At 75.1% G+C, this 19,590-nt stretch carries 12 protein-coding genes; 6 read left to right on the top strand and 6 right to left on the bottom strand.

Going from position 1 to position 19,590, the window contains the following annotated elements:
* Positions 1 to 264: 264 nt before the first annotated feature.
* The gene (sepH, locus tag NJC10_RS09380) at positions 265 to 2,001 is read left to right on the top strand and encodes a septation protein SepH (protein ID WP_319076174.1); all 1,737 of its coding nucleotides are present in this window, start codon (positions 265 to 267) and stop codon (positions 1,999 to 2,001) included.
* A gap of 26 nt (positions 2,002 to 2,027) precedes the next feature.
* Here the strand turns inward: sepH and NJC10_RS09375 are convergent, their stop codons facing one another.
* Genes NJC10_RS09375 through NJC10_RS09365 form a run of 3 tightly spaced genes read right to left on the bottom strand, consistent with a single transcriptional unit; the run spans position 2,028 to position 6,695 of the window.
* The gene (locus NJC10_RS09375; protein WP_319076173.1) at positions 2,028 to 3,245 is read right to left on the bottom strand and encodes an alkaline phosphatase family protein; all 1,218 of its coding nucleotides are present in this window, start codon (positions 3,243 to 3,245) and stop codon (positions 2,028 to 2,030) included.
* Positions 3,242 to 3,913: a DUF5998 family protein gene (locus NJC10_RS09370; protein ID WP_248115656.1), complete on the bottom strand. Its 672-nt coding sequence runs from the start codon at positions 3,911 to 3,913 to the stop codon at positions 3,242 to 3,244. The genes NJC10_RS09375 and NJC10_RS09370 overlap by 4 nt, the downstream gene beginning before the upstream one ends.
* A gap of 52 nt (positions 3,914 to 3,965) precedes the next feature.
* Positions 3,966 to 6,695, bottom strand: a complete 2,730-nt coding sequence (locus tag NJC10_RS09365; RefSeq protein ID WP_319076172.1) for a GNAT family N-acetyltransferase — start codon at positions 6,693 to 6,695, stop codon at positions 3,966 to 3,968.
* A gap of 48 nt (positions 6,696 to 6,743) precedes the next feature.
* On the opposite strand from NJC10_RS09365, the gene NJC10_RS09360 reads away from it, so the two are divergent.
* The 4 genes from NJC10_RS09360 to NJC10_RS09345 all read left to right on the top strand — a co-directional run bounded on the left by NJC10_RS09360 (position 6,744) and on the right by NJC10_RS09345 (position 14,484).
* Complete coding sequence (locus tag NJC10_RS09360; protein WP_319076170.1) at positions 6,744 to 9,359, top strand: DNA topoisomerase (ATP-hydrolyzing) subunit A; 2,616 nt, start codon at positions 6,744 to 6,746, stop codon at positions 9,357 to 9,359.
* Positions 9,360 to 9,478: 119 nt separating this feature from the next.
* Entirely contained in the window at positions 9,479 to 10,510 is a 1,032-nt protein-coding gene (locus NJC10_RS09355) for a 3-oxoacyl-ACP synthase III (protein ID WP_248115659.1), read from the top strand.
* Between the two features lie 15 nt (positions 10,511 to 10,525).
* On the top strand, positions 10,526 to 13,414 hold the full coding sequence (locus NJC10_RS09350; RefSeq protein WP_319076168.1) for an alpha/beta fold hydrolase: 2,889 nt from the start codon (positions 10,526 to 10,528) through the stop codon (positions 13,412 to 13,414).
* Entirely contained in the window at positions 13,411 to 14,484 is a 1,074-nt protein-coding gene (locus tag NJC10_RS09345) for an NAD-dependent epimerase/dehydratase family protein (protein ID WP_319076166.1), read from the top strand. Before NJC10_RS09350 ends, NJC10_RS09345 begins: the two co-directional genes overlap by 4 nt.
* Before the next feature lie 20 nt (positions 14,485 to 14,504).
* Here the strand turns inward: NJC10_RS09345 and NJC10_RS09340 are convergent, their stop codons facing one another.
* On the bottom strand, positions 14,505 to 14,933 hold the full coding sequence (locus NJC10_RS09340) for a hypothetical protein (RefSeq protein WP_319076165.1): 429 nt from the start codon (positions 14,931 to 14,933) through the stop codon (positions 14,505 to 14,507).
* 80 nt (positions 14,934 to 15,013) lie between these two features.
* Entirely contained in the window at positions 15,014 to 17,110 is a 2,097-nt protein-coding gene (locus NJC10_RS09335) for a DNA topoisomerase IV subunit B (RefSeq protein WP_319076164.1), read from the bottom strand.
* A gap of 281 nt (positions 17,111 to 17,391) precedes the next feature.
* Between NJC10_RS09335 and NJC10_RS09330 the strand changes: the two genes are divergently transcribed.
* Entirely contained in the window at positions 17,392 to 17,592 is a 201-nt protein-coding gene (locus tag NJC10_RS09330; protein WP_319076161.1) for a hypothetical protein, read from the top strand.
* A 120-nt stretch (positions 17,593 to 17,712) separates the two neighbouring features.
* Here the strand turns inward: NJC10_RS09330 and NJC10_RS09325 are convergent, their stop codons facing one another.
* Positions 17,713 to 19,392 carry an RNA polymerase sigma factor gene (locus NJC10_RS09325; RefSeq protein WP_319076160.1) on the bottom strand — a complete coding sequence of 560 codons (1,680 nt, stop codon included), beginning with the start codon at positions 19,390 to 19,392 and terminating at the stop codon, positions 17,713 to 17,715.
* Between the last annotated feature and the right edge of the window lie 198 nt (positions 19,393 to 19,590).

Here is a 19,590-nt window from a genome sequence, read left to right as displayed (position 1 = left end):
GGGTACGGCATCGGGACCGATGCCGGTGCGGGCAGCGGATCGGGACCCCCGAGGGGAGCGCCCGCCGTCATCCTGCGCCGTTGCGCGTAGATTGTGCACCACGGGCCGCCGGGAACCAAATGGCCGCGGGCCGCGCTCGCACCGCGGCTCCCCGCGGCCGGACCGCTAGGATCAGCAGAGGCCCGACGCCGGCCGCGCCGTCCTCGCCCGCGCCCGCGGACACGCCGCGGACCGGTCGAGAACGATGTGGGAGGGACCACCGCCATGGCAGAGCTGCGACTGACCGGACCCACCGAGGACGGCCGGGCACTGCGCCTGGCCGACGCGGACGGGCAGGAGCACTCCCTCCCCCTCTCCGTCTACCTGCGCCGCCTCGTGCTCGAGGGCATGGAGCAGGAGGACGCCGAGCCTCAGGAGCAGCCCGCGCAGGACGCCCCGCGGGGGGACGAGCAGGGCACCGACGAGCAGAGCCCCGACGACGCGTCCGGCGACGAGGTCACCGGCGGCCCCGATTCCGAGGAGGAGGCGCAGCCGCCCCGCCGCACCGGCCCCAGCCCCCTGGCGCCGCGCATCACGCCTCCCCTCCAGCCGGAGGCGGCCTCCCACGCGCCCCTGCCGCCGACCGCCGGCGCCCCGTCTGCGGCCCCGCTCACCGCCACGTCCGCCCTCACGGGCTCCCCTCAGCCCGCCGTCTCCCCCGTGGAAGCGCGTCTGACGCCGGGCGAGCCCGCCGCGCCGCGCCCCTCCATGACCCGCTCTTCCGCGGTCCGCCCCGCCGCGCAGGGCGAGCGCCGCACCGCGTCCGGCACGCCCACCGCTCCCCTGGCCGACCAGGAGGACGTGCGCGCCGCGGCCTCCCAGGAGGCCCCGCCGCTCTCGCCGCGGGAGATCCAGCAGCGCATCCGTGCGGGCGCCTCGGTGGAGCAGGTGGCCCGCGAGAGCGGCAACCCCTTCGCCCGCATCCGCAGCTACGGCTTCCCCGTCCTCGCGGAGCGCGGCTACGTGGCGCAGCAGGCGCGCGGCACGGAGATCTGGGTCGGCGGCCCCGATCTGTACACCGATGCGATCGAGGACGGCGGGCCCAGCACCCTGGGCGAGCTCGCCGAGCATCGGCTGCGCGAGCTGGGCGCCCCCGCGGGCGGACTCGAGTGGGACGCATGGCGCGAGCCCTCCGGGGAGTGGACCGTGACCGCGCAGTTCGCGGCGACCGGCCTGCGCACCCGGCCCACCACGGAGGAGCCGCCCGCGCGGTGGACGTTCCGCCCGGTGGGGCGGCACCTGGACCCGCAGAACGCGTGGGCCCGGATGCTCTCCGATGCTGAGGCGTGGGACGTGTTCCCCGAGCCGCCGGCTCCGCGGACCCCGTCCTCCGAGACCGACGCCGAGGCCGCCGATGCGGACGCCCCCGCGGCGGCGGGCCGCCGTCCTGACGCTCCGGTGGACCACGCGGAGGCGGCGGTGACCCCGCTGGGCGCCCACACCCCCGCGGCCGACCCCGACGCCGACCTCCTGGAGATCCTCCGGGCCCGCCGCGGACAGCGCGTGGGCGCGGACGTCGCCTCGGACGACGCCCTGGCCCACCTGATCGCCCGCGACGCGGCGGAGCGCCGGACCGCGGCCCCGACGCCCCTGCGCCCGTCCCTCCCGGATCCCGCGGCGGAGGCGGCGGACGCCCGCCGCGCGCCGGGGGCACACGACGCCGCGTCGTCCGAGGTGACCGAGGCCGAGGTGGACCGCGAGGTCAGCCGCGCCCAGGACGAGGTCGCCCAGGTCCGCGCCGCCACGGCCGACGTCGCCGACGACCGGGATGACGCGGAGGTCGCCGAGCCTGAGACCGCCGAGATCGAGGCCGAGGCGATCGCCGGAACGCCGGAGTCGACCCCTGCCCCGGGCCGCCCCGCGATGCCCGCCCCCACGCCGCGGCCCCGCTCCCGCTCGGCCTCGCGCCGCGCGTCGGTGCCCAGCTGGGACGACATCGTCTTCGGCCGCAAGGGCGACTGAGCCGCGCCTCGCCGAGGCGGGTCCGCTCAGCGCACCCAGGTGAGCAGCGGGACCTCGCGCTCGGCGCGCGTGGGCGCCCCGTGCTGCCCGACCATCGCGAAGGCGGTCGGCTCCACGCGGCGACCGTCGTAGAGCGCGAGGTCCCCGTGGACGGCGATCAGCAGGTCCCCGATGCGGCCGCGGACGCGCTCCTCCACGCGCTCCCCGAACCATCCGGCCGCCACCGCCTCCTCCCGGGTGAGCACCCAGGCGTGCGCCCCGTACCGCTCGAACCACGCGGCACGGGTGCTTTCGCGCACCGCCTCGTCCGCGTCGGGGCGGAAGTGCAGCTGCACGAGACGCGGCTCCCCCGCGGTGTGCGCCACCCCGGCCAGCAGCGCGGGATCGAGCAGCGCGCCCCCGTCGTCGAGCGCGGCGTAGTCCACGCGCCGGGAGGCGGGCACGTCCACCATGCCGTGGTCGCCCGTGGCGAGGACCACGGTGCCCGCGGGGACGCGCGCGAGGAGGCGGCGCAGGGCGGAGTCGACCTCCTCGAGGGCGTGCAGCCACTGCGGCGATCCCACGCCGTGGCGGTGGCCGGCCTTGTCCAGCTCGTTCGCGTAGACGTACACGAGGGTGGGCTCGCGGGCGTCCTTCAGGATGCGCTCGGCGTGCTGGGCGCGCGCGAGCAGTCCCCTCCCCGCCACGAAGCGGCCGCCGCGCAGGCCCGCGCGGGTCAGCGCCGAGTGCTCGAAGGCCGGCAGGGAGACCGTGACCGTGTCCACGCCGGCGGCGGCCGCGCGCTCGAGCACGGTGGCGTGCGGCTGCCAGGCCAGCGGGTCCGTGGCCTCGTCCCAGCCGCCGAGCTGGTTGACCACCACGCCGCGCTCCGGGTCCAGGACGTCGTAGCCGGCGATCCCGTGCTCCCCGACCTCCAGGCCCGTGCCGAGGCTCGTGAGCGAGGCGGCGGTGGTGGTGGGCACGGCCGCCTGGAGCACGCGGCCGCCGTCCGCCATCGCCGCGCGGAGCGTGGGCGCGTGTCCGCCGAAGCGCCGGAGATGGGCACGGCCCAGCCCGTCCACGAGGGCCACGACGACGCGCCGCGTGGACGGCAGGCCGAGCGCGTTGGTCATCCCCTCCACCCCGAGGGCGGCCGCCGCGGAGACCAGCACGGAGCGCAGGGCACGCTCGGGCGGGACGACGCCGGCGGGGACGGCCGGGCCGCCCGGCGCCTGCGGGGAGGTGGGGGCCGACTCCCCCGTCACGCGGCCGCCCGGAGGTGGGCGCGGCGCAGGGCGCGGGCGAAGACGACGGCGCCGTCCACGGCGGCCTGGCCCTCGGCGTCGGCCGCCACGCGGATCACGAGGTCCTCCCGTGCTGCGGTCCCGGTGTAGCCGTGGTCCTCCTCGCACTGCGGATCGGCGCAGCCGGCCGGCTGCAGGTCCAGGCGCTGGCCTCCGGCCCACTGCACGCCCAGCGTCACCTCGGCCACCGGGTCCGAGGGGTGGAAGCGGGCCGGATCGGCGTGGCCCGTGGTGAGCAGGACGGAGGCGATCGCCGTCAGCGGGACCAGCTCGGTGGACACCTGGGCCAGCACGGCCTGGCCCTCCGGGTCGGCGGCATGGTCGTCGAGGTGGACGGCGAGCAGCACGTCCGCGGCGAGGACCAGCACGGTGATGTGCCGGTGGATCTCGTCGTAGTCGAAGTGCGTGTCCACGTGCACCAGGTGCGCCAGCACGGCGCGCCCCTCGAGCTCCTGGGCGATCGCGTGGGCCACGAGCTCCGGGTAGAAGCCGGCGCGCACGAGGGAGCCGCCCAGGGTGGCGGCCGCGTCCACGGTGCGGTGCCCGGTGCGGGCGTCAGGGCCCTCGGGACGGCCCCCGTGGCGGGGGTCCTGGTGGCCGGAGTCGTGATTCCTGCGCAGCGGGGTCATGGGGTCCATGCTACGGCGAGGCCCGCGGGAGCCGCCGTCCGCAGGGCCGCGCTCAGTCACCCCGCAGCGCGCGGCGCGCGGAGTCCGTGCGCCGTGCGGCGTTGGCCACGTCCACCTCCGCCTGGAGCACGGTGACGCCCTCGGGCGAGGCCAGCACGGGAGCGAAGCGCAGGCGAGCGACCTGCGGGAGGTCGTCCTTGAGCACGCTGACTCGCCCCACGAGGTCCTCGAGGGCGGCCAGGTCCACGGCGGGCACCCCGCCCGTGGCCTCCAGCTTGGCGGCCGCGCGGGGAGCGCGCACCATGCGGGCCACGTCCCGGTCCGTCAGGGGCGGCACGCGGTGCACCCAGTCCCCCAGCAGGTCCGTGGCGTCTCCGGCGATCCCGAACGAGACGACCGGGCCCAGGAGCGGGTCCTCGAGCGCCGTGACCATGCACGCCTGCCCGGCCGGGGCCATGGACTGCACCTCCAGCTCGGTGACGCCGAAGGGCTCGAGGACGCCGCGCATCTGCTGGACGTTGCGGCGCAGGGAGTCCGCGTCCACCACGTTCAGGCGCACGCCGCCGAGGTCCAGGCGGTGGCGCAGGTGCGGGTCCACGGCCTTCACCGCCACGGGGAAGCCCAGCTCCTCGGCCGCGGCCACGGCCTCCTCCGCAGTGGAGAAGCGCACGGAGGGCAGGACGTCGATCCCGTAGTGGCCCAGCAGCTCCTGCGTCTCCTCCGGGGTGAGGCGCACGAGCTCCGTGCCCGCCGCGCGGGCCGCCGCGGCCTCCACGAGCGACTCGGCCGCGTGCAGGTCCGTGCCGGCGGGCTCGAGGGGCTCCCCCGCCTCCTCGCGCCGCCAGTCCACGTAGTCGGCCAGCCGGCCGAGCACGGCCATGGCCTTCTGCGGCGAGGGGTAGAACGGCACGCCGGCCTGGAGGGAGCCCGGCTCGGCGTCGTCGGGCAGCGGCCCGGACGCACCGAGGGTGGCGGCGGAGTAGCGCGGGGAGACCACGTCCGTGAGGCACACCGCCACCGGCACGGCCGCGCCCGCGGTCATCTCCGCGAGGGCGCGGGCCAGCTCCTCGGGCTCGTCCTCGCCCTGGTGCAGCCCGAGGCGGCCGACGACCACGACGGCGTCCGCCTCCGGGTGGGCGACGGCCGCGCGCACCGAGGCGACGAGCTGCTCCTCGAGCGGGGCGATGCCGTTCTCGCGGTCGCCCAGGCCCAGGGTCTCGATCACGTCGAGCCCGGCCTCGGCGGCCGCGTCGCGGGTGAGGCGGTCCAGGGCCAGGGAGTCGGCCACGAGCACCACCCGGCGGCCCGTCGGCAGCGGCTGCGAGGCCACGGCCATGAGCACGTCCAGCATGTCGTCGTGGGTGGAGGCCTCGAGGACGCCGGTCTGGTCCAGCATCGAGTCCACGGCGCCCGCGGGCGCCTGCGTGGTGCGCGTCTCGTGGCCCGGGGGCAGGAATCGGCCGGTCACGTCCGAGCGGACCACCACCACGGGCTTGGTGCGTGAGAGCCGCCGCGCGATCCGCGAGAACTTGCGCGGGTTGCCGAAGGACTCCAGGTAGACGCCCACGGCGGCGGTGTGCGGGTCGTCCTCGAAGAACTGCATCGCGTCATTGCCGGAGACGTCCGCCCGATTGCCCGCGCTCAGGGAGGTGGACACGCCGATCCCGCGCCGCTTGACGCCCGCCGAGACCATGGCCCCCACGGCGCCGGACTGGCTGAACAGGCCCACCGGGCCACGGCTCGCCAGCCCCGGCGACGGCGAGGCGTTGAGGCGCACGGCCGGATCGGTGCAGACGAGCCCGGCGGAGGCGGGGCCGATCACGCGCATGCCCTCGGCGCGAGCGCGGGAGACGAGGCGGCGCTGCGCCTCCAGGCCGGCCGCGCCGGCGTCGGCGTACCCGGAGGTGAGCACGAGCAGGCCCTTCGCGCCGATCGCGGCGGCGTCGGCGACGACGTCGTCCACCGCGTCCGCGGGCACGGCCACGACCACGAGCTCGACGGGCTCGCCGACGTCCGCGAGCGCGGCGTGCGCCTCGATGCCCTGCACCTGCTCCGCCGCGTGGTTCACCGCGTGCACCGTGCCCGTGTAGCCGGCCTCGAGGATGTGACGCAGCACGATCGAGCCCACGGACTGCGGGTCGCGGGAGGCCCCGACGACGGCCACGGACTCGGGCGCGACGAGCTCGGCGAGGCTGCGGGCCTCGGCACGGTGCTCCCGGGACTCCACCACGGCGCGCCACCGCGCGGTCGGGTTGATGGGGAACTCGACGGCCACCACGCCGTCCTCGAAGTGGCGGGCCACCTCGAAGCCGGACTCCTGGAAGACGGAGAGCATCTTGCGGTTCTCCGGCAGGACCTCCGCCGTGAAGCGGCGGATGCCGAACTCGCGGGCCGCGACGGCCAGGTGCTCCATGAGGATGGAGCCGAGGCCGCGGCCCTGGGCGGCGTCGGAGATGTTGAACGCCACCTCGGCGGCGTCCGTGCCCGGGAAGCGGTCGTAGCGGCCGATGCCCAGGATCTGCCCTCCGCGCGTGATCACGAAGGCCACGCGGTCCCGGTGGTCCACCGTCGTGAAGCGCTCCAGGTCCTTGCGGGACAGCTCGGACTTGTACGTGAAGTACCGCAGGTAGATGGAGGCCTCGGACTGGTGGGCGTGCATGTCCTGCAGCCCGGCGGCGTCGTCGGGCGTGATGGGGCGCAGTCGCGCCGTGGCGCCGTCGCGCAGCACGACGTCGGCCTCCCAGTGGCTCGGGTATCCGCGGACGGACTCGGTGTCACCCATAGGATCAGGGTAGACAATCACCGACCCCGTGAGGATCCCCCCACCGCCATGGCCCGTTCGTCCCGCTCCCGTCCCGCCGACCCGGACGCCGCGCGTCCCCTCCCGCTGGAGCAGGAGAACATCGTCGACGTCGACGTGGCGCAGGAGATGGAGAGCTCGTTCCTCGAGTACGCGTACTCCGTGATCTACTCGCGCGCGCTCCCCGACGCCCGCGACGGCCTCAAGCCGGTGCAGCGGCGCATCCTCTTCATGATGTCCCAGATGGGCCTGCGCCCGGAGAAGGGGCACGTGAAGTCCGCGCGCGTGGTGGGCGAGGTGATGGGCAAGCTCCACCCCCACGGCGACACCGCCATCTACGACGCGATGGTTCGCCTGGCGCAGCCGTTCTCCCTGCGCCTGCCCGTGGTGGACGGGCACGGCAACTTCGGCTCCCTCGACGACGGCCCCGCGGCGCCGCGCTACACGGAGGCCCGCATGGCCCCGGCGGCGCTCGCGCTCACCGCGGACCTCGACGAGGACACCGTGGACTTCGTCCCCAACTACGACAACCAGTTCCAGCAGCCCGCGGTGCTGCCCGCGGCCTACCCGAACCTGCTGGTCAACGGCGCGGCCGGCATCGCCGTGGGCATGGCCACCAACATGGCCCCGCACAATCTGCGCGAGGTCGTGGCCGGAGCCCGGCACCTGCTGGCCCACCCGGACGCGGACCTCGACGCGCTCATGGCGCACATCCCCGGCCCGGACCTGCCCTCGGGCGGACGGATCGTGGGGCTCGAGGGCGTGCGGGACGCCTACGCCACGGGCCGCGGCTCGTTCCGCATGCGGGCCGCCGTCGCCGTCGAGCAGGTCTCCCCGCGCCGCACGGGCCTCGTGGTCACGGAGCTGCCGTACGGGGTGGGCCCGGAGAAGGTCATCGAGCGCATCAAGGACGGCGTCAACGCCAAGAAGCTCGCGGGCATCGCCGACGTCGTGGACCTCACCGACCGCAAGAACGGGCTGAAGCTGGTGATCGAGCTGAAGTCCGGCTTCAACCCCCAGGCCGTGCTCGCCGCCCTCTACAAGCACACGCCGCTGGAGGAGTCCTTCGGCATCAACAACGTGGCCCTCGTGGAGGGGCAGCCGCAGACCCTGGGGCTGAAGCCGCTGCTGCAGGTGTACGTGGACCACCGCCTGGACGTGGTGCGTCGGCGCACCGCGCACCGCCTGGGGCGACGGCGGGACCGCCTCCACCTCGTGGAGGGCCTGCTGCTGGCCCTGGTGGACATCGACGAGGTCATCCAGATCATCCGCACCTCGGACGACACGGCCTCGGCCCGCGCCCGCCTCGAGCAGGTCTTCGACCTCTCGGAGGCGCAGGCCTCGCACATCCTCGAGCTGCGGCTGCGCCAGCTGACCCGGTTCTCCCGCATCGAGCTGGAGGCCGAGCGGGACGAACTGGCCGACGCGATCGCCGAGCTCGAGGCCATCCTGGGCTCCGAGGCCCGGCTGCGGGACGCGGTCTCCTCCGAGCTGCAGGCCGTCGCCGACGAGTTCGGGGACGAGCGGCGCACCCAGCTCCTGGAGGCCGAGACGCTCGCCGCCGCGGCCGCCCCGGCCGGCTCCCGCCGGGGGCCTTCGGCCGCCGGCGCCGCGCAGGCCGGAGCAGACCTCATGGTCCCGGACACCGCCTGCTGGGTGCTCCTGAGCACGGCGGGCAAGGTGCTGCGCACCGCGGACCGCACCCCGATCACGGCGCAGGGCCGCCGCCGCAAGCACGACGCCTTCGTCTCCGTGGTCCCGGCCACGGCCCGCGGCGAGGTGGGCGCGCTGACCTCCGCGGGGCGCGTGCACCGGCTGCAGGTGGTGGACCTCCCGGCCGCGCCCGAGTCCTCGGAGGCGCCGGCCATGGCCGCCGCGGCGGACGCGAAGACGCTCATCCCCCTCGAGCGTGGAGAGTCCCTCGTCGCCCTCGTCCCGCTCGACGCCGTCCTCGCGCTGGGCACCGCCCGCGGCGTGGTGAAGCGGGTGCGCCCTGAGTGGCCCCTGAACCGGGACGCGATGGACGCGATCGCCCTCAAGGACGCCGACGCCGTGGTGGGCGCGGCGCCGGCCGCCGACGACGAGGACCACCTCGTGTTCCTCACGCGCTCCGGGCAGCTGCTGCGCTACCCGGCCTCGGCCGTGCGGCCCCAGGGGCCGGCGGGGGGCGGCGTGGCCGGCATGCGCGTGGCCGACGAGGACGCGGTGATCGGCTTCGGCGTCGCCCCCGCCTCGTCCGTGGCCGAGGGTGCGGGCGAGGGCGACGCCGCCGCGGCGCGGGCCGCCGTCGTCGTGACCGTGGCCGACGGCGAGGGCGAGGGCGACCTGCTGGGCTCGGCCCCGGGCTCCGTGAAGGTCACGCCGCTGGCCGAGTACCCGGCCAAGGGCCGCGGCACCGCGGGCGTGCGGGCCCATCGCCTGCTGCGCGGGGAGTCCGGGCTCGCGCTCGCCTGGGTCGGCCCCGCCCCCGCCCTGGCGGCCTCCCGGGCCGGCGTGGCCCGCTCGCTGCCCGTGGAGTTCGGGCGCCGGGACGGCTCGGGCGTGCCGGTGGACCAGCGGATCGAGGCGCTCGGCGCCGGGGCCTCCCCCACGCTCGTCGCCGCGGCGCCACCCGAGGACGACGCCGTGACGGTGTCCGCTGAGTGAGAACCCCTCCCCCCGGACGCCGTGATCCCGTCAGGGCCTCCGGGGGGGCTCGGCTAGAGTGACAGCCCGGCCCGTGCCAGCCACGGGCCGGATCCCCACCGCCAACAAGAACGGTCCAGGTGCCCCACGTGTCCGGCAACGCCAGCTTCGAATACTCCCGCGCCGCCCTCCTGGCGGTGACCGAGGTGGAGGCGCCCCTCGAGGTGACCTCGGATGACCTCGACGAGAAGCTGAAGGACGTGCTCGCCCGGCTGAAGCTGCCCGCCTCCCTGCTGCAGCGCGTCGCCGGGGTGCGGGCCCGCCGCTTCTGGGACGAGACGCGCGACTTCCAGGAGGCCGCCGCGGACGCCGGCACCGCCGCGCTCTCGGCCGCGGGCGTCGACGCCTCGCGCGTGGGCCTGCTGATCAACACCTCCGTCACGCGCGCCACCCTCGAGCCCTCCGTGGCCGTGCGCATCCACGACCTCATGGGCCTGCCGACCTCCGCCACGAACTTCGACATCACGAACGCGTGCCTCGGGTTCGTCAACGGCCTGATGATCGCCTCCACCCTCGTGGACGCCGGCCAGATCGACTACGCCGTGGTGGTGGCCGGCGAGGACTCCGGCAGGGTGCAGGAGGCCACCGTGCGGAACCTGCACGCGCAGACCACCAATCGCGGCAACTTCATGGAGCAGTTCGCCTCCCTCACCCTGGGCTGCGGAGCGGCCGCCGCCGTCGTGGGGAGCATCGAGGACCACCCGGACGCGCACCGCATCCTGCGCGGGGTCACCCGCGCCGGCACGGACCACCACGGCCTGTGCGTGGGCGACCACAACGGCATGTTCACGGACTCCACGGCGCTGCTGACCGACGGCCTCGAGCTCGTCATGGACGCGTGGAACGACACGCCGCAGGAGTGGGGCTGGCGGGACATGGACCGCTACATCACCCACCAGGTCTCCCAGCTGCACACGAACGCCATCTCCGAGGCCGCCGGCCTCGACCCCGAGCGCATCCCCCGCACGTTCCCCACCCTGGGCAACGTGGGGCCGGCCTCGCTGCCCATCACGCTGGTGCGCGAGCAGGAGCGCCTCTCCGCCGGGGACCATGTCCTGTGCCTGGGCGTCGGCTCGGGCCTGAACACCGCCATGCTCGAGATCCAGTGGTGAGCTGAAGGAGCCCCCATGCCGCAGATCCCCTCCGCCCCCGCCGTGCTGCCCCCCGCCGACCGGCTCCCCGGATGGGACGCCGCATGGTCCCGCCTGGTGGAGATCCGCTCCGCCGCCGACCCCGAGGGCACCGTCCGCACCCTGCACGTGGCGGACACCGGGCCCGTCCTGGCCTCGCTCGGCGTGGAGATCGCCGGCACCGTCGTGGCCGTGCACGGCAACCCCACGTGGTCCTACCTGTGGCGCTCCCTGATGGAGGCCACGGTGCGCCGCGCACGTCAGGGCCAGCCGGCCTGGCGGGTGGTCGCCCCGGACCAGCTGGACATGGGCTTCTCCGAGCGCCTCGCCCATCCCCGGCTGCCCAGGCCCGACGACCTCGGGGCCCCGGGCGGCACGTACCGCACGCTCGGCGCGCGGATCGACGACCTCGACGCCCTCGTGCAGGCCCTCGGCCTGACGGAGCTGGCCCGCACCGGCCACCCGCTGATCACGCTCGGCCACGACTGGGGCGGCGTCGTCTCGCTGGGCTGGGCGGGCCGCCGCCGGGACGTGGTCTCGGGCGTGGCCACGCTGAACACCGCCGTGCACCAGCCGCCGGAGGCGGCGATCCCCGCCCCGCTGCAGGCCGCGCTGGCCGGCCCGCTGCTCCCCGGCTCCACGGTGACCACCGACGCCTTCCTGGCCGTCACCACCTCGCTCGCGAACCCGTCCCTGCCGGACGACGTCCGCGCCGCGTACCACCTGCCCTACGAGGGCGCGGACCGCCGCGGCGGCATCGGCGGCTTCGTCGCCGACATCCCCGTGGACGAGGAGCACGCCAGCCACGCCTCCCTGACCGCGGTGTCCGACGGCGTCAGCGCCCTGGGCGCGGCGGGCACGCCCGCCCTCATCCTGTGGGGCGCCGAGGACCCGGTGTTCCTGGACCGCTACCTCGACGACCTGCGCGAGCGCCTCCCGCAGGCCCGCGTCCACCGCTACGAGGAGGCCGGCCACCTGCTCGTCGACGACCGGGACCTCACCCTCCCGATCCTCGCGTGGGCGCAGCTGCTGCACACCGGGCTCCTGGAGGATCCGGCCTCCGGCCTGCCGGGACCGGACCCGCGCGCCGCCCTCGCCGGACCCGAGCCGGGGGTCGCCCTGCTGTGGGACCACCTGCGCGACTGGGGCGCTCCGGACTCCGCGTACCGCGACTACACCGCGCTCGTGGACATGGCCGGCGCCGACACCGGCCGTTCGATCCTCGGCGGCTCGCGCCGCCCCGTGGCCGTGAGCTGGGGCGAGCTGCAGGAGATGGTGTCCGCGATCGCCTCCGGCCTGTGGGCCGCGGGGATGCGGCCGGGCGACCGCGTGGCCATGCTCGTCCCGCCCGGCCGCGACCTCTCCGCCGCGCTCTACGCCGTGCTGCGCGTCGGCGGGGTCGCCGTGGTGGCGGACCAGGGCCTGGGGATCTCCGGCATGACCCGCGCCATGAAGTCCGCGCGGCCGCGCTGGGTGATCGGGAAGACCCCGGGCCTCACGCTCGCCCGTGCACAGTCCTGGCCGGGCACCCGCCTCTCCGTCGCGCCGCTCGGCGCGGGCCAGCGGGCGCTGCTGGGAGTGGAGGGCTCGCTCTACGAGATGGTCGACCGCCATCGGGATGCCGCGGCCGGGGACGCCCGGGACGCCGCAGGCGCCGTGCTCCCGGAGCCGGAGACGTCCGCCGACGCCGCCATCCTCTTCACCTCCGGCTCCACCGGTCCGGCCAAGGGCGTGGTCTACACCCACGAGCGGCTCGGCCGCCTGGTCGCCCTGGTCCGGGACACCCTGGACGTGCGCCCGGGATCCTCGCTGCTGGCGGCCTTCGCCCCCTTCGCCCTCCTGGGCCCCGCCCTCGGGGCCGCCTCCGTCTCCCCGGAGATGGACGTCACCAAGCCGGCCACCCTGACCGCGACGGCGCTGGCGGACGCGGCGATCGCCGGCCAGTCCACCGTGCTCTTCGCCTCCCCCGCGGCGCTGGAGAACATCGTGGCGACCGCGGGGAAGCTGAACCGGGAGCAGCGGCGGGCGCTCGGGCAGGTGCGGCTCGCGCTCTCCGCGGGCGCGCCCGTGCACCCGAACCTCCTGCGCCAGGTGGGCGCCCTTCTGCCCAACGCCCGCGTGCACACGCCCTACGGCATGACCGAGGGGCTGCTGCTCACCGACGTGGACGGGGAGACCGTGCAGGACCTGCGCCGCGCTGCGGACGAGGGCGTGTGCGTGGGCACCGCCGTCCCCACCGTGACGCTGGGCATCGCGCCCCTGCTCGAGGACGGGACCGCGGACGACGTCGTGCTCGACGCGCAGACCGGGCACGGGGTGCTCGGCGAGATCGTGGTCACCGCGCCGCACCTGAAGGAGCGCTATGACGCGCTCTGGTACACCGACCACCAGTCCAAGCGGGACGGGCTCTGGTTCCAGGACGGCCGCGTGTGGCACCGCACCGCGGACATCGGGCACTTCGACGCCGAGGGCCGCCTGTGGATCGAGGGGCGCCTGCAGCACGTGCTGACGCTCCCCGAGGGGCCGATCGGTCCGGGCGGCCCCGAGAAGGTCGTCGACGCGCTCGGCCCCGTGAAGCGCTCCGCCGTGGTGGGCGTCGGCCCGCGGGGCACGCAGGCCGTCGTCGTGGTGGTGGAGGCCGCCGTGCCCGCCACGCGCCCCGCCCGCCGCGCCGGCCACCACCGGGACGGCCGCCCCCACCAGGGCCTCGCCCCCACGTCCGTGGCCTCGGCCGTGCGCTGCGCGCTCGAGCCGCTCCCCGTGGCGGCGGTCCTCGTCGCGGATCAGATCCCCACGGACATCCGGCACAACTCCAAGATCGACCGGCCCAGGGTGGCGCGCTGGGCCGAGCGGGTGCTGGCGGGCGGCAAGGTGGGGTCGCTGTGAACCGGTTCGGCTACGACGTCGAGATCGACCCGCAGGGCATGCCCGTGCTCATGGAGCGTCTCGAGTCGCGCCGCGTGCTCGTGACCGGGGCGTCCGGCCTGCTCGGCTCCGGGGTGGCCCGCGTGCTGTCCGAGGCCGGCAACGCGGTGACCACCCTGCAGCGCCGCCCCTCGGGCGTGCCGGGGGCCGTGGACGTGTGCGGCTCGGTGACCGATCCCGCCGCCGTCGAGGAGGCCGTGACCGGTGCGGACACCGTGGTGCACGTGGCCGCCAAGGTGTCCGTCTCCGGCCCCGAGCGCGAGTTCGAGGCCGTGAACGTGGAGGGCACGCGGATCATGCTGGAGGCCGCCCGGCGGCACAGCGTGCGGCGGTTCATCCACGTCTCCTCCCCGTCCGTGGCCCACGCCGGCTCCTCCATCGTGGGCGAGGGCGCCGGGCCCGCCAGCCCCGAGCACGCTCGCGGCCCGTACGCGCGCACCAAGGCCAAGGGCGAGCTGCTGGCCCTGGCCGCGGACCGTGACGACTTCCGCGTCCTCGTGCTGCGCCCGCACCTCATGTGGGGACCCGGGGACCGGCAGCTCACGGACCGGATCGTCCAGCGCTCCCGCGCCGGCCGCATGCCGGTGCTGGGCACCGGGGCACCGCTGATCGACACGCTCTACACCGGCAACGCCGTGGAGGCCACGGTGGCCGCCGTGAGCGCCGCGGACCACACCCACGGCGAGGCGCTCGTGGTCACCAACGGGGAGCCGCGCCCCGTGGGCGAGCTCGTACGCGGGATCGCCCTGGCCGGTGGCGCGGCGGAGCCGGCGCGCACGGTGCCCGCGGGGCTCGCGCGCCGCGCGGGGGCGCTCATCGAGAAGGCCTGGGAGCGGAACCTGTTCGGCGTGCGCTCGGCGGGCCTCGGCTCCGACGACGGCGAGCCGCCGCTCACCGAGTTCCTCGCCGAGCAGCTCTCCACGGCCCACTGGTTCGACCAGCGCCGCACGCGCGAGGTGCTCGAGTGGACGCCGTCCGTCAGCATCGACGAGGGACTCCACCGGCTCGCGCAGTACTACCGGGAGCACTGACCCCGCCCCGGCGTGGCGGCTCACCTGGCCGGACTCCCCAGAGGGACGGGGTCGGGCACCGGCTGCGGCTCGGGCGTGGTGGTGGCCGCGAGGACGCCGCTCGAGGCCGCGGCCACGGCGGCGGCGATCAGGCCCGCCACGAGCGTGCGGACCGTGCCGTCGGCGAATGCCCCCGTGAGCAGGCCGGGCACGATGCCCACGCCGAGCATCGCGACCATGAGCCACGCGGTCGCGCCCTCGCCGCTGTAGACCACGTCCGTGCGCGCCGTGGCCTGGTCGACGCGGCGGCGGACGCCCCGCAGCGCGATTCCGACCACGGCGATGCACGCGAGCAGGAGTCCGACGGCCCAGCCGAGGCCCAGCGCCTCGCGCAGCCCGGCGACGACGCTCGCCGCCCCGAGGGCGGCCGAGGCCACCCCGATGCGCCACCGCCAGGACCGCTCGCTCATCGTCGCATTCATGTGTCCAGGCTCTCACAGGCCTGTGCGGCGATCGAGGGGAACCCGACTCCTCCCCGGAGGTGCCGGGCTCAGGCGTCGATGCGGTCGCGGTCCAGGTCGTCCGCGCCGGAGACGATGAACTCCTTGCGAGGGGCGACGGAGGAGCCCATGAGCAGGTCGAACACGCGCTCGGCGGCCTCCAGCTCGGAGATGTTCACGCGGCGCAGCATGCGGTGGCGGGGGTCCATGGTGGTCTCCGCCAACTGGTCCGCGTCCATCTCGCCGAGGCCCTTGTAGCGCTGGATGGGCTCGCGGTAGGAGCGCCCCTCCTTCTCCAGGCGGGCGAGGACCTCGCGGAGCTCCTGCTCGGAGTAGGTGTAGATGACCTCGCGCTCCTTCTGCCCGCGGGTGACCGCCTCGATCCGGTGCAGGGGCGGGACGGCGGCGAACACGCGGCCCGCCTCCACCATGGGACGCATGTACCGGAAGAAGAGGGTGAGCAGGAGGGTGCGGATGTGGGCACCGTCCACGTCCGCGTCCGTCATGAGGATGACCTTGCCGTAGCGCGCCGCGTCGATGTCGAAGCTGCGCCCGGCGCCGCCGCCCACCACCTGGATCAGGGCTGCGCACTCGGCGTTGGAGAGGATGTCCGAGACCGAGGCCTTCTGCACGTTGAGGATCTTGCCGCGGATGGGCAGCAGCGCCTGGAAGTCGGAGGACCGGGCGAGCTTGGCGGTGCCGAGGGCGGAGTCGCCCTCCACGATGAACAGCTCCGAGGAGGCGACGTCCGAGCTGCGGCAGTCCGCGAGCTTGGCCGGCATGGTGGAGGTCTCCAGCGCGTTCTTGCGCCGTTGGTTCTCCTTGTGGGTGCGCGCCGAGATGCGGGACTTCATCTCCGCCACGACCTTCTCCAGCAGCACCGCCGTCTGCTGCTTCTGCGCCCGGGCCGACGACGCCAGGCGCGCGGTGAGCTCCTTCTCCACCACCTGTGCGACGATGCGCCGCACGGCCGAGGTGCCGAGGATCTCCTTGGTCTGCCCCTCGAACTGCGGCTCGGCGAGGCGCACGGTGAGCACGGCGGTCATGCCCGCCAGCACGTCGTCCTTCTCCACCTTGTCCGTGCCCGCCTTCAGGCGGCGCGCGTTGGCCTCCACCTGGGCGCGGAGCACCTTGAGCAGCGAGGCCTCGAAGCCGGACTGGTGGGTGCCGCCCTTGGGCGTGGCGATGATGTTCACGAAGGAGCGGAACACGGTCTCGTAGCCGACGTCCCACCGCAGGGCGAGGTCCACCTCGCACGTGCGCTGGACGTCCTGCATCGCCGTCCGGCCGTCCTCGCCGAGCACCGGCACGCGCTCCTTGAACGTGCCCGAGCCCTGGATGCGCCACACGTCGGTGACGGGGGACGCGGGGGTCAGGTGCTCGACGAACTCCGAGATGCCGCCGTCGTACTGGAAGACCTCCTCCGCGGGGGCCTCCTCCCCCGCGGCGCGGCGCAGGTCCCGCACCGTGATCCGGAGCCCGGGGATCAGGTAGGCGGTCTGCCGGGCCCGGGCGCGCAGGTCCTCCGCCGAGAACTTCGCGTCCTTGATGAAGATCTGGTCGTCCGCCCAGTAGCGGACCCGCGTGCCGGTGCGGCCGCGCTTGGCCTTGCCGACGACGTCCAGCGGCGAGGCGTCCTTCGCCGGCTCGAACGGGGCCTCCGGGGAGGGCCTCGAACCGTCCGCGAACCGGCCGGGCTCGCCCCGGCGGAAGGACATCTGGTGGACCTTCCCGCCGCGGAACACCTGCACGTCCAGACGGGAGGACAGGGCGTTCACCACGGAGGCGCCCACGCCGTGCAGGCCGCCCGAGGCGGCGTAGGAGCCGCCACCGAACTTGCCTCCCGCGTGGAGCTTGGTGAACACCACCTCGACGCCGGTCAGGCCCGTCCTGGGCTCGACGTCCACGGGGATGCCGCGGCCTGAGTCCTCCACCTCCACGGAGCCGTCGGGATGCAGCGTGACGTCGATCGACTGGCCGAAGCCGCCGAGGGCCTCGTCCACCGAGTTGTCGATGATCTCCCACAGGCAGTGCATGAGGCCGCGGGAGTCCGTGGAGCCGATGTACATGCCTGGCCGCTTGCGCACGGCCTCGAGCCCCTCCAGCACGGAGAGGTGGCGCGCGGTGTACTCGGAGGACGCTGGCACGGGAGGCGGGCCTTTCGACGGGGATGACGCGGGGGCCGAGGCGGCGCGGCGACGGCCCGTCCAGCCTACTCGGGGGGCCGGACACGGCAGGGCGCCCTGCGGGAGGCCCGCAGCGTCCGGAGACCGACGTCGACGTCGCCGATACGCGCCCAGCGAAACGGGGCGGGTCCGCGCCCCGCGCCGCGAATAACCCTGCCATCCTGGCTGTTCCATCGGACGAGTGGGGCAGCCGGCGCATCCGCCGGCTGTCAGCCCCCTGACCCGAACTCGAGGAGGACACCGTGTCCATCACCGCCCTGGCCGAGCCGGCCGCCCTCACCCGTGCCGACCGCTGCGACCGCTGCGGCGCCCAGGCCTACGTCCGCGCTGTGCTCGAGGCCGGCGGCGAGCTGCTCTTCTGCGCTCACCACGCACGTGACGTGGAGGCCGCCCTGCGCCCGAAGACCGCCGTGTGGCAGGACGAGACGGCCAGCCTGAGCTGAGCCGACCCCCGGCTGCGCTGCAGCCGAACCGAACGGCGGAGGGCCGGGGCACCATGACGGTGTCCCGGCCCTCCGCCGCGTAGGGGGGGGCGGGCCGCGTCGGACCCGCCCTCCCCGCGATCAGTCCAGGTAGTCCCGCAGCACCTGCGAGCGGGACGGGTGGCGCAGCTTCGACATGGTCTTGGACTCGATCTGGCGGATGCGCTCGCGCGTCACGCCGTAGACCTTGCCGATCTCGTCCAGGGTCTTGGGCTGGCCGTCGGTGAGGCCGAAGCGCATGGCGACCACGCCGGCCTCGCGCTCGGAGAGCGTGTCCAGCACGGAGTGCAGCTGTTCCTGGAGCAGGGTGAAGGAGACGGCGTCCGCGGGCACGACGGCCTCGGAGTCCTCGATGAGGTCGCCGAACTCGGAGTCGCCGTCCTCGCCGAGGGGGGTGTGCAGGGAGATGGGCTCGCGGCCGTACTTCTGGACCTCCACGACCTTCTCCGGGGTCATGTCCAGCTCCTTGGCGAGCTCCTCCGGGGTGGGCTCGCGGCCCAGGTCCTGGAGCATCTGGCGCTGCACGCGGGCCAGCTTGTTGATGACCTCCACCATGTGCACGGGGATGCGGATGGTGCGGGCCTGGTCCGCCATGGCGCGGGTGATGGCCTGGCGGATCCACCACGTGGCGTACGTGGAGAACTTGAAGCCCTTGGTGTAGTCGAACTTCTCCACGGCGCGGATGAGGCCGAGGTTGCCCTCCTGGATCAGGTCCAGGAAGAGCATGCCGCGCCCGGTGTAGCGCTTGGCCAGCGAGACGACGAGGCGCAGGTTCGCCTCGAGCAGGTGGTTCTTGGCGCGGCGGCCGTCGGCGATGATCAGCTCGTAGTCGCGGCGCACCCGGTAGTCGTCCACCGGGTTCTCCTTGAGCCAGTGCTCGGCGTACAGGCCAGCCTCGATGCGCATGGCGAGGTCCACCTCCTGCTCGGCGTTCAGCAGGGCCACCTTGCCGATCTGCTTCAGGTAGTCCTTCACCGGGTCGGCGGTGGCGCCGGCCACGACGACCTGCTGCACCGGGGCGTCGTCCTCGGAGTTGTCCACCACGAAGGCGCCCCGGACGACGGCGGGGCCGCTCGCCTTGGTGCCGGTGACGGACTCGGGGGCCATGGCCGGCGCCTGGTTCGCGTCCGAGCCGTCGGCGTCCTCATCGTCCGAGTCCTCGTCGGCGGTGGTGTCGCCCTTGGCGGCCAGCGCCTCGTCCTCCGGGCCCACCGCGTCGGCCTTGGCGGTCTCCTCGCGGGCGTCGACGGCCGCCTCGTCCGTCTCCGCCTCGACGTCCGCGTCGGCGGCCTTCGCGGCGGCGGCCTTGGCGGCCGTCGCCTTCGTGGAGGCGGCCTTCGCAGCCGCCGTGGGGGCCGTGGCCTTGGACGGACCGGCGGTCTTCGCCGCGGTGGACCGGGTCGTCGGCTTCTTGGCGGCGGTGCTCTTGGCGGTGCCGGTCGCGGACTTCGCGCCTGCCGCCGACTTCGTGCCGGCAGCGGACTTCGCCGCGGTCGTCTTGGCCGCGGTCGTCTTCGTCGCGGCGGCCTTCGTGGCGGCGGCCTTCGTGGCTGCCGTGCTCGTTCCGGCCGTGGCCGTCTTCTTCGCCGTGGCGGTGGTCTTCTTCGCGGCGGTCCCGCTCGCCCGGGTGCGGGTGGTGGCCTTCTTGGCCGCACCGGTGCCGGTCGTCTCCGGGCCGTCCTGCGCTCCGCTGGTCGTCGAAGTGGTCACTCGTGGCCTTTCCGTCGGTCCGCGCCTGCGCGCGGATCCCTTGCAGTCCATATACACGTGACCCTGTCAAGTCCCGACCCCGGGCGACGACGTCGCCCGGGCCCGCAGACTGCAGGGTCCTGGAGTGCTCAACACCGAGGCGGCCGGGTCTATTCCACGCGGATCACACCGAGGCGGACCGCGCGGCTCGACCGGCGCTGAACCGATCCATTGTCGCACGGTGCGGCAGGCCCCCACCCCGGCCACGCC

This window comes from Micrococcus sp. M4NT, from assembly GCF_033790745.1.
Lineage (GTDB): Bacteria > Actinomycetota > Actinomycetes > Actinomycetales > Micrococcaceae > Micrococcus.
This window is presented reverse-complemented; position numbering and strand designations above follow the sequence as displayed.

Coding starts and splice junctions, on each gene's coding strand:
- sepH (WP_319076174.1), top strand. CDS start 265: ATGGCAGAGCTGCGACTGACCGGACCCACCGAGGACGGCCGGGCACTG.
- NJC10_RS09370 (WP_248115656.1), bottom strand. CDS start 3,913: ATGACCCCGCTGCGCAGGAATCACGACTCCGGCCACCAGGACCCCCGC.
- NJC10_RS09365 (WP_319076172.1), bottom strand. CDS start 6,695: ATGGGTGACACCGAGTCCGTCCGCGGATACCCGAGCCACTGGGAGGCC.
- NJC10_RS09360 (WP_319076170.1), top strand. CDS start 6,744: ATGGCCCGTTCGTCCCGCTCCCGTCCCGCCGACCCGGACGCCGCGCGT.
- NJC10_RS09350 (WP_319076168.1), top strand. CDS start 10,526: ATGCCGCAGATCCCCTCCGCCCCCGCCGTGCTGCCCCCCGCCGACCGG.
- NJC10_RS09340 (WP_319076165.1), bottom strand. CDS start 14,933: ATGAGCGAGCGGTCCTGGCGGTGGCGCATCGGGGTGGCCTCGGCCGCC.
- NJC10_RS09325 (WP_319076160.1), bottom strand. CDS start 19,392: ATGGACTGCAAGGGATCCGCGCGCAGGCGCGGACCGACGGAAAGGCCA.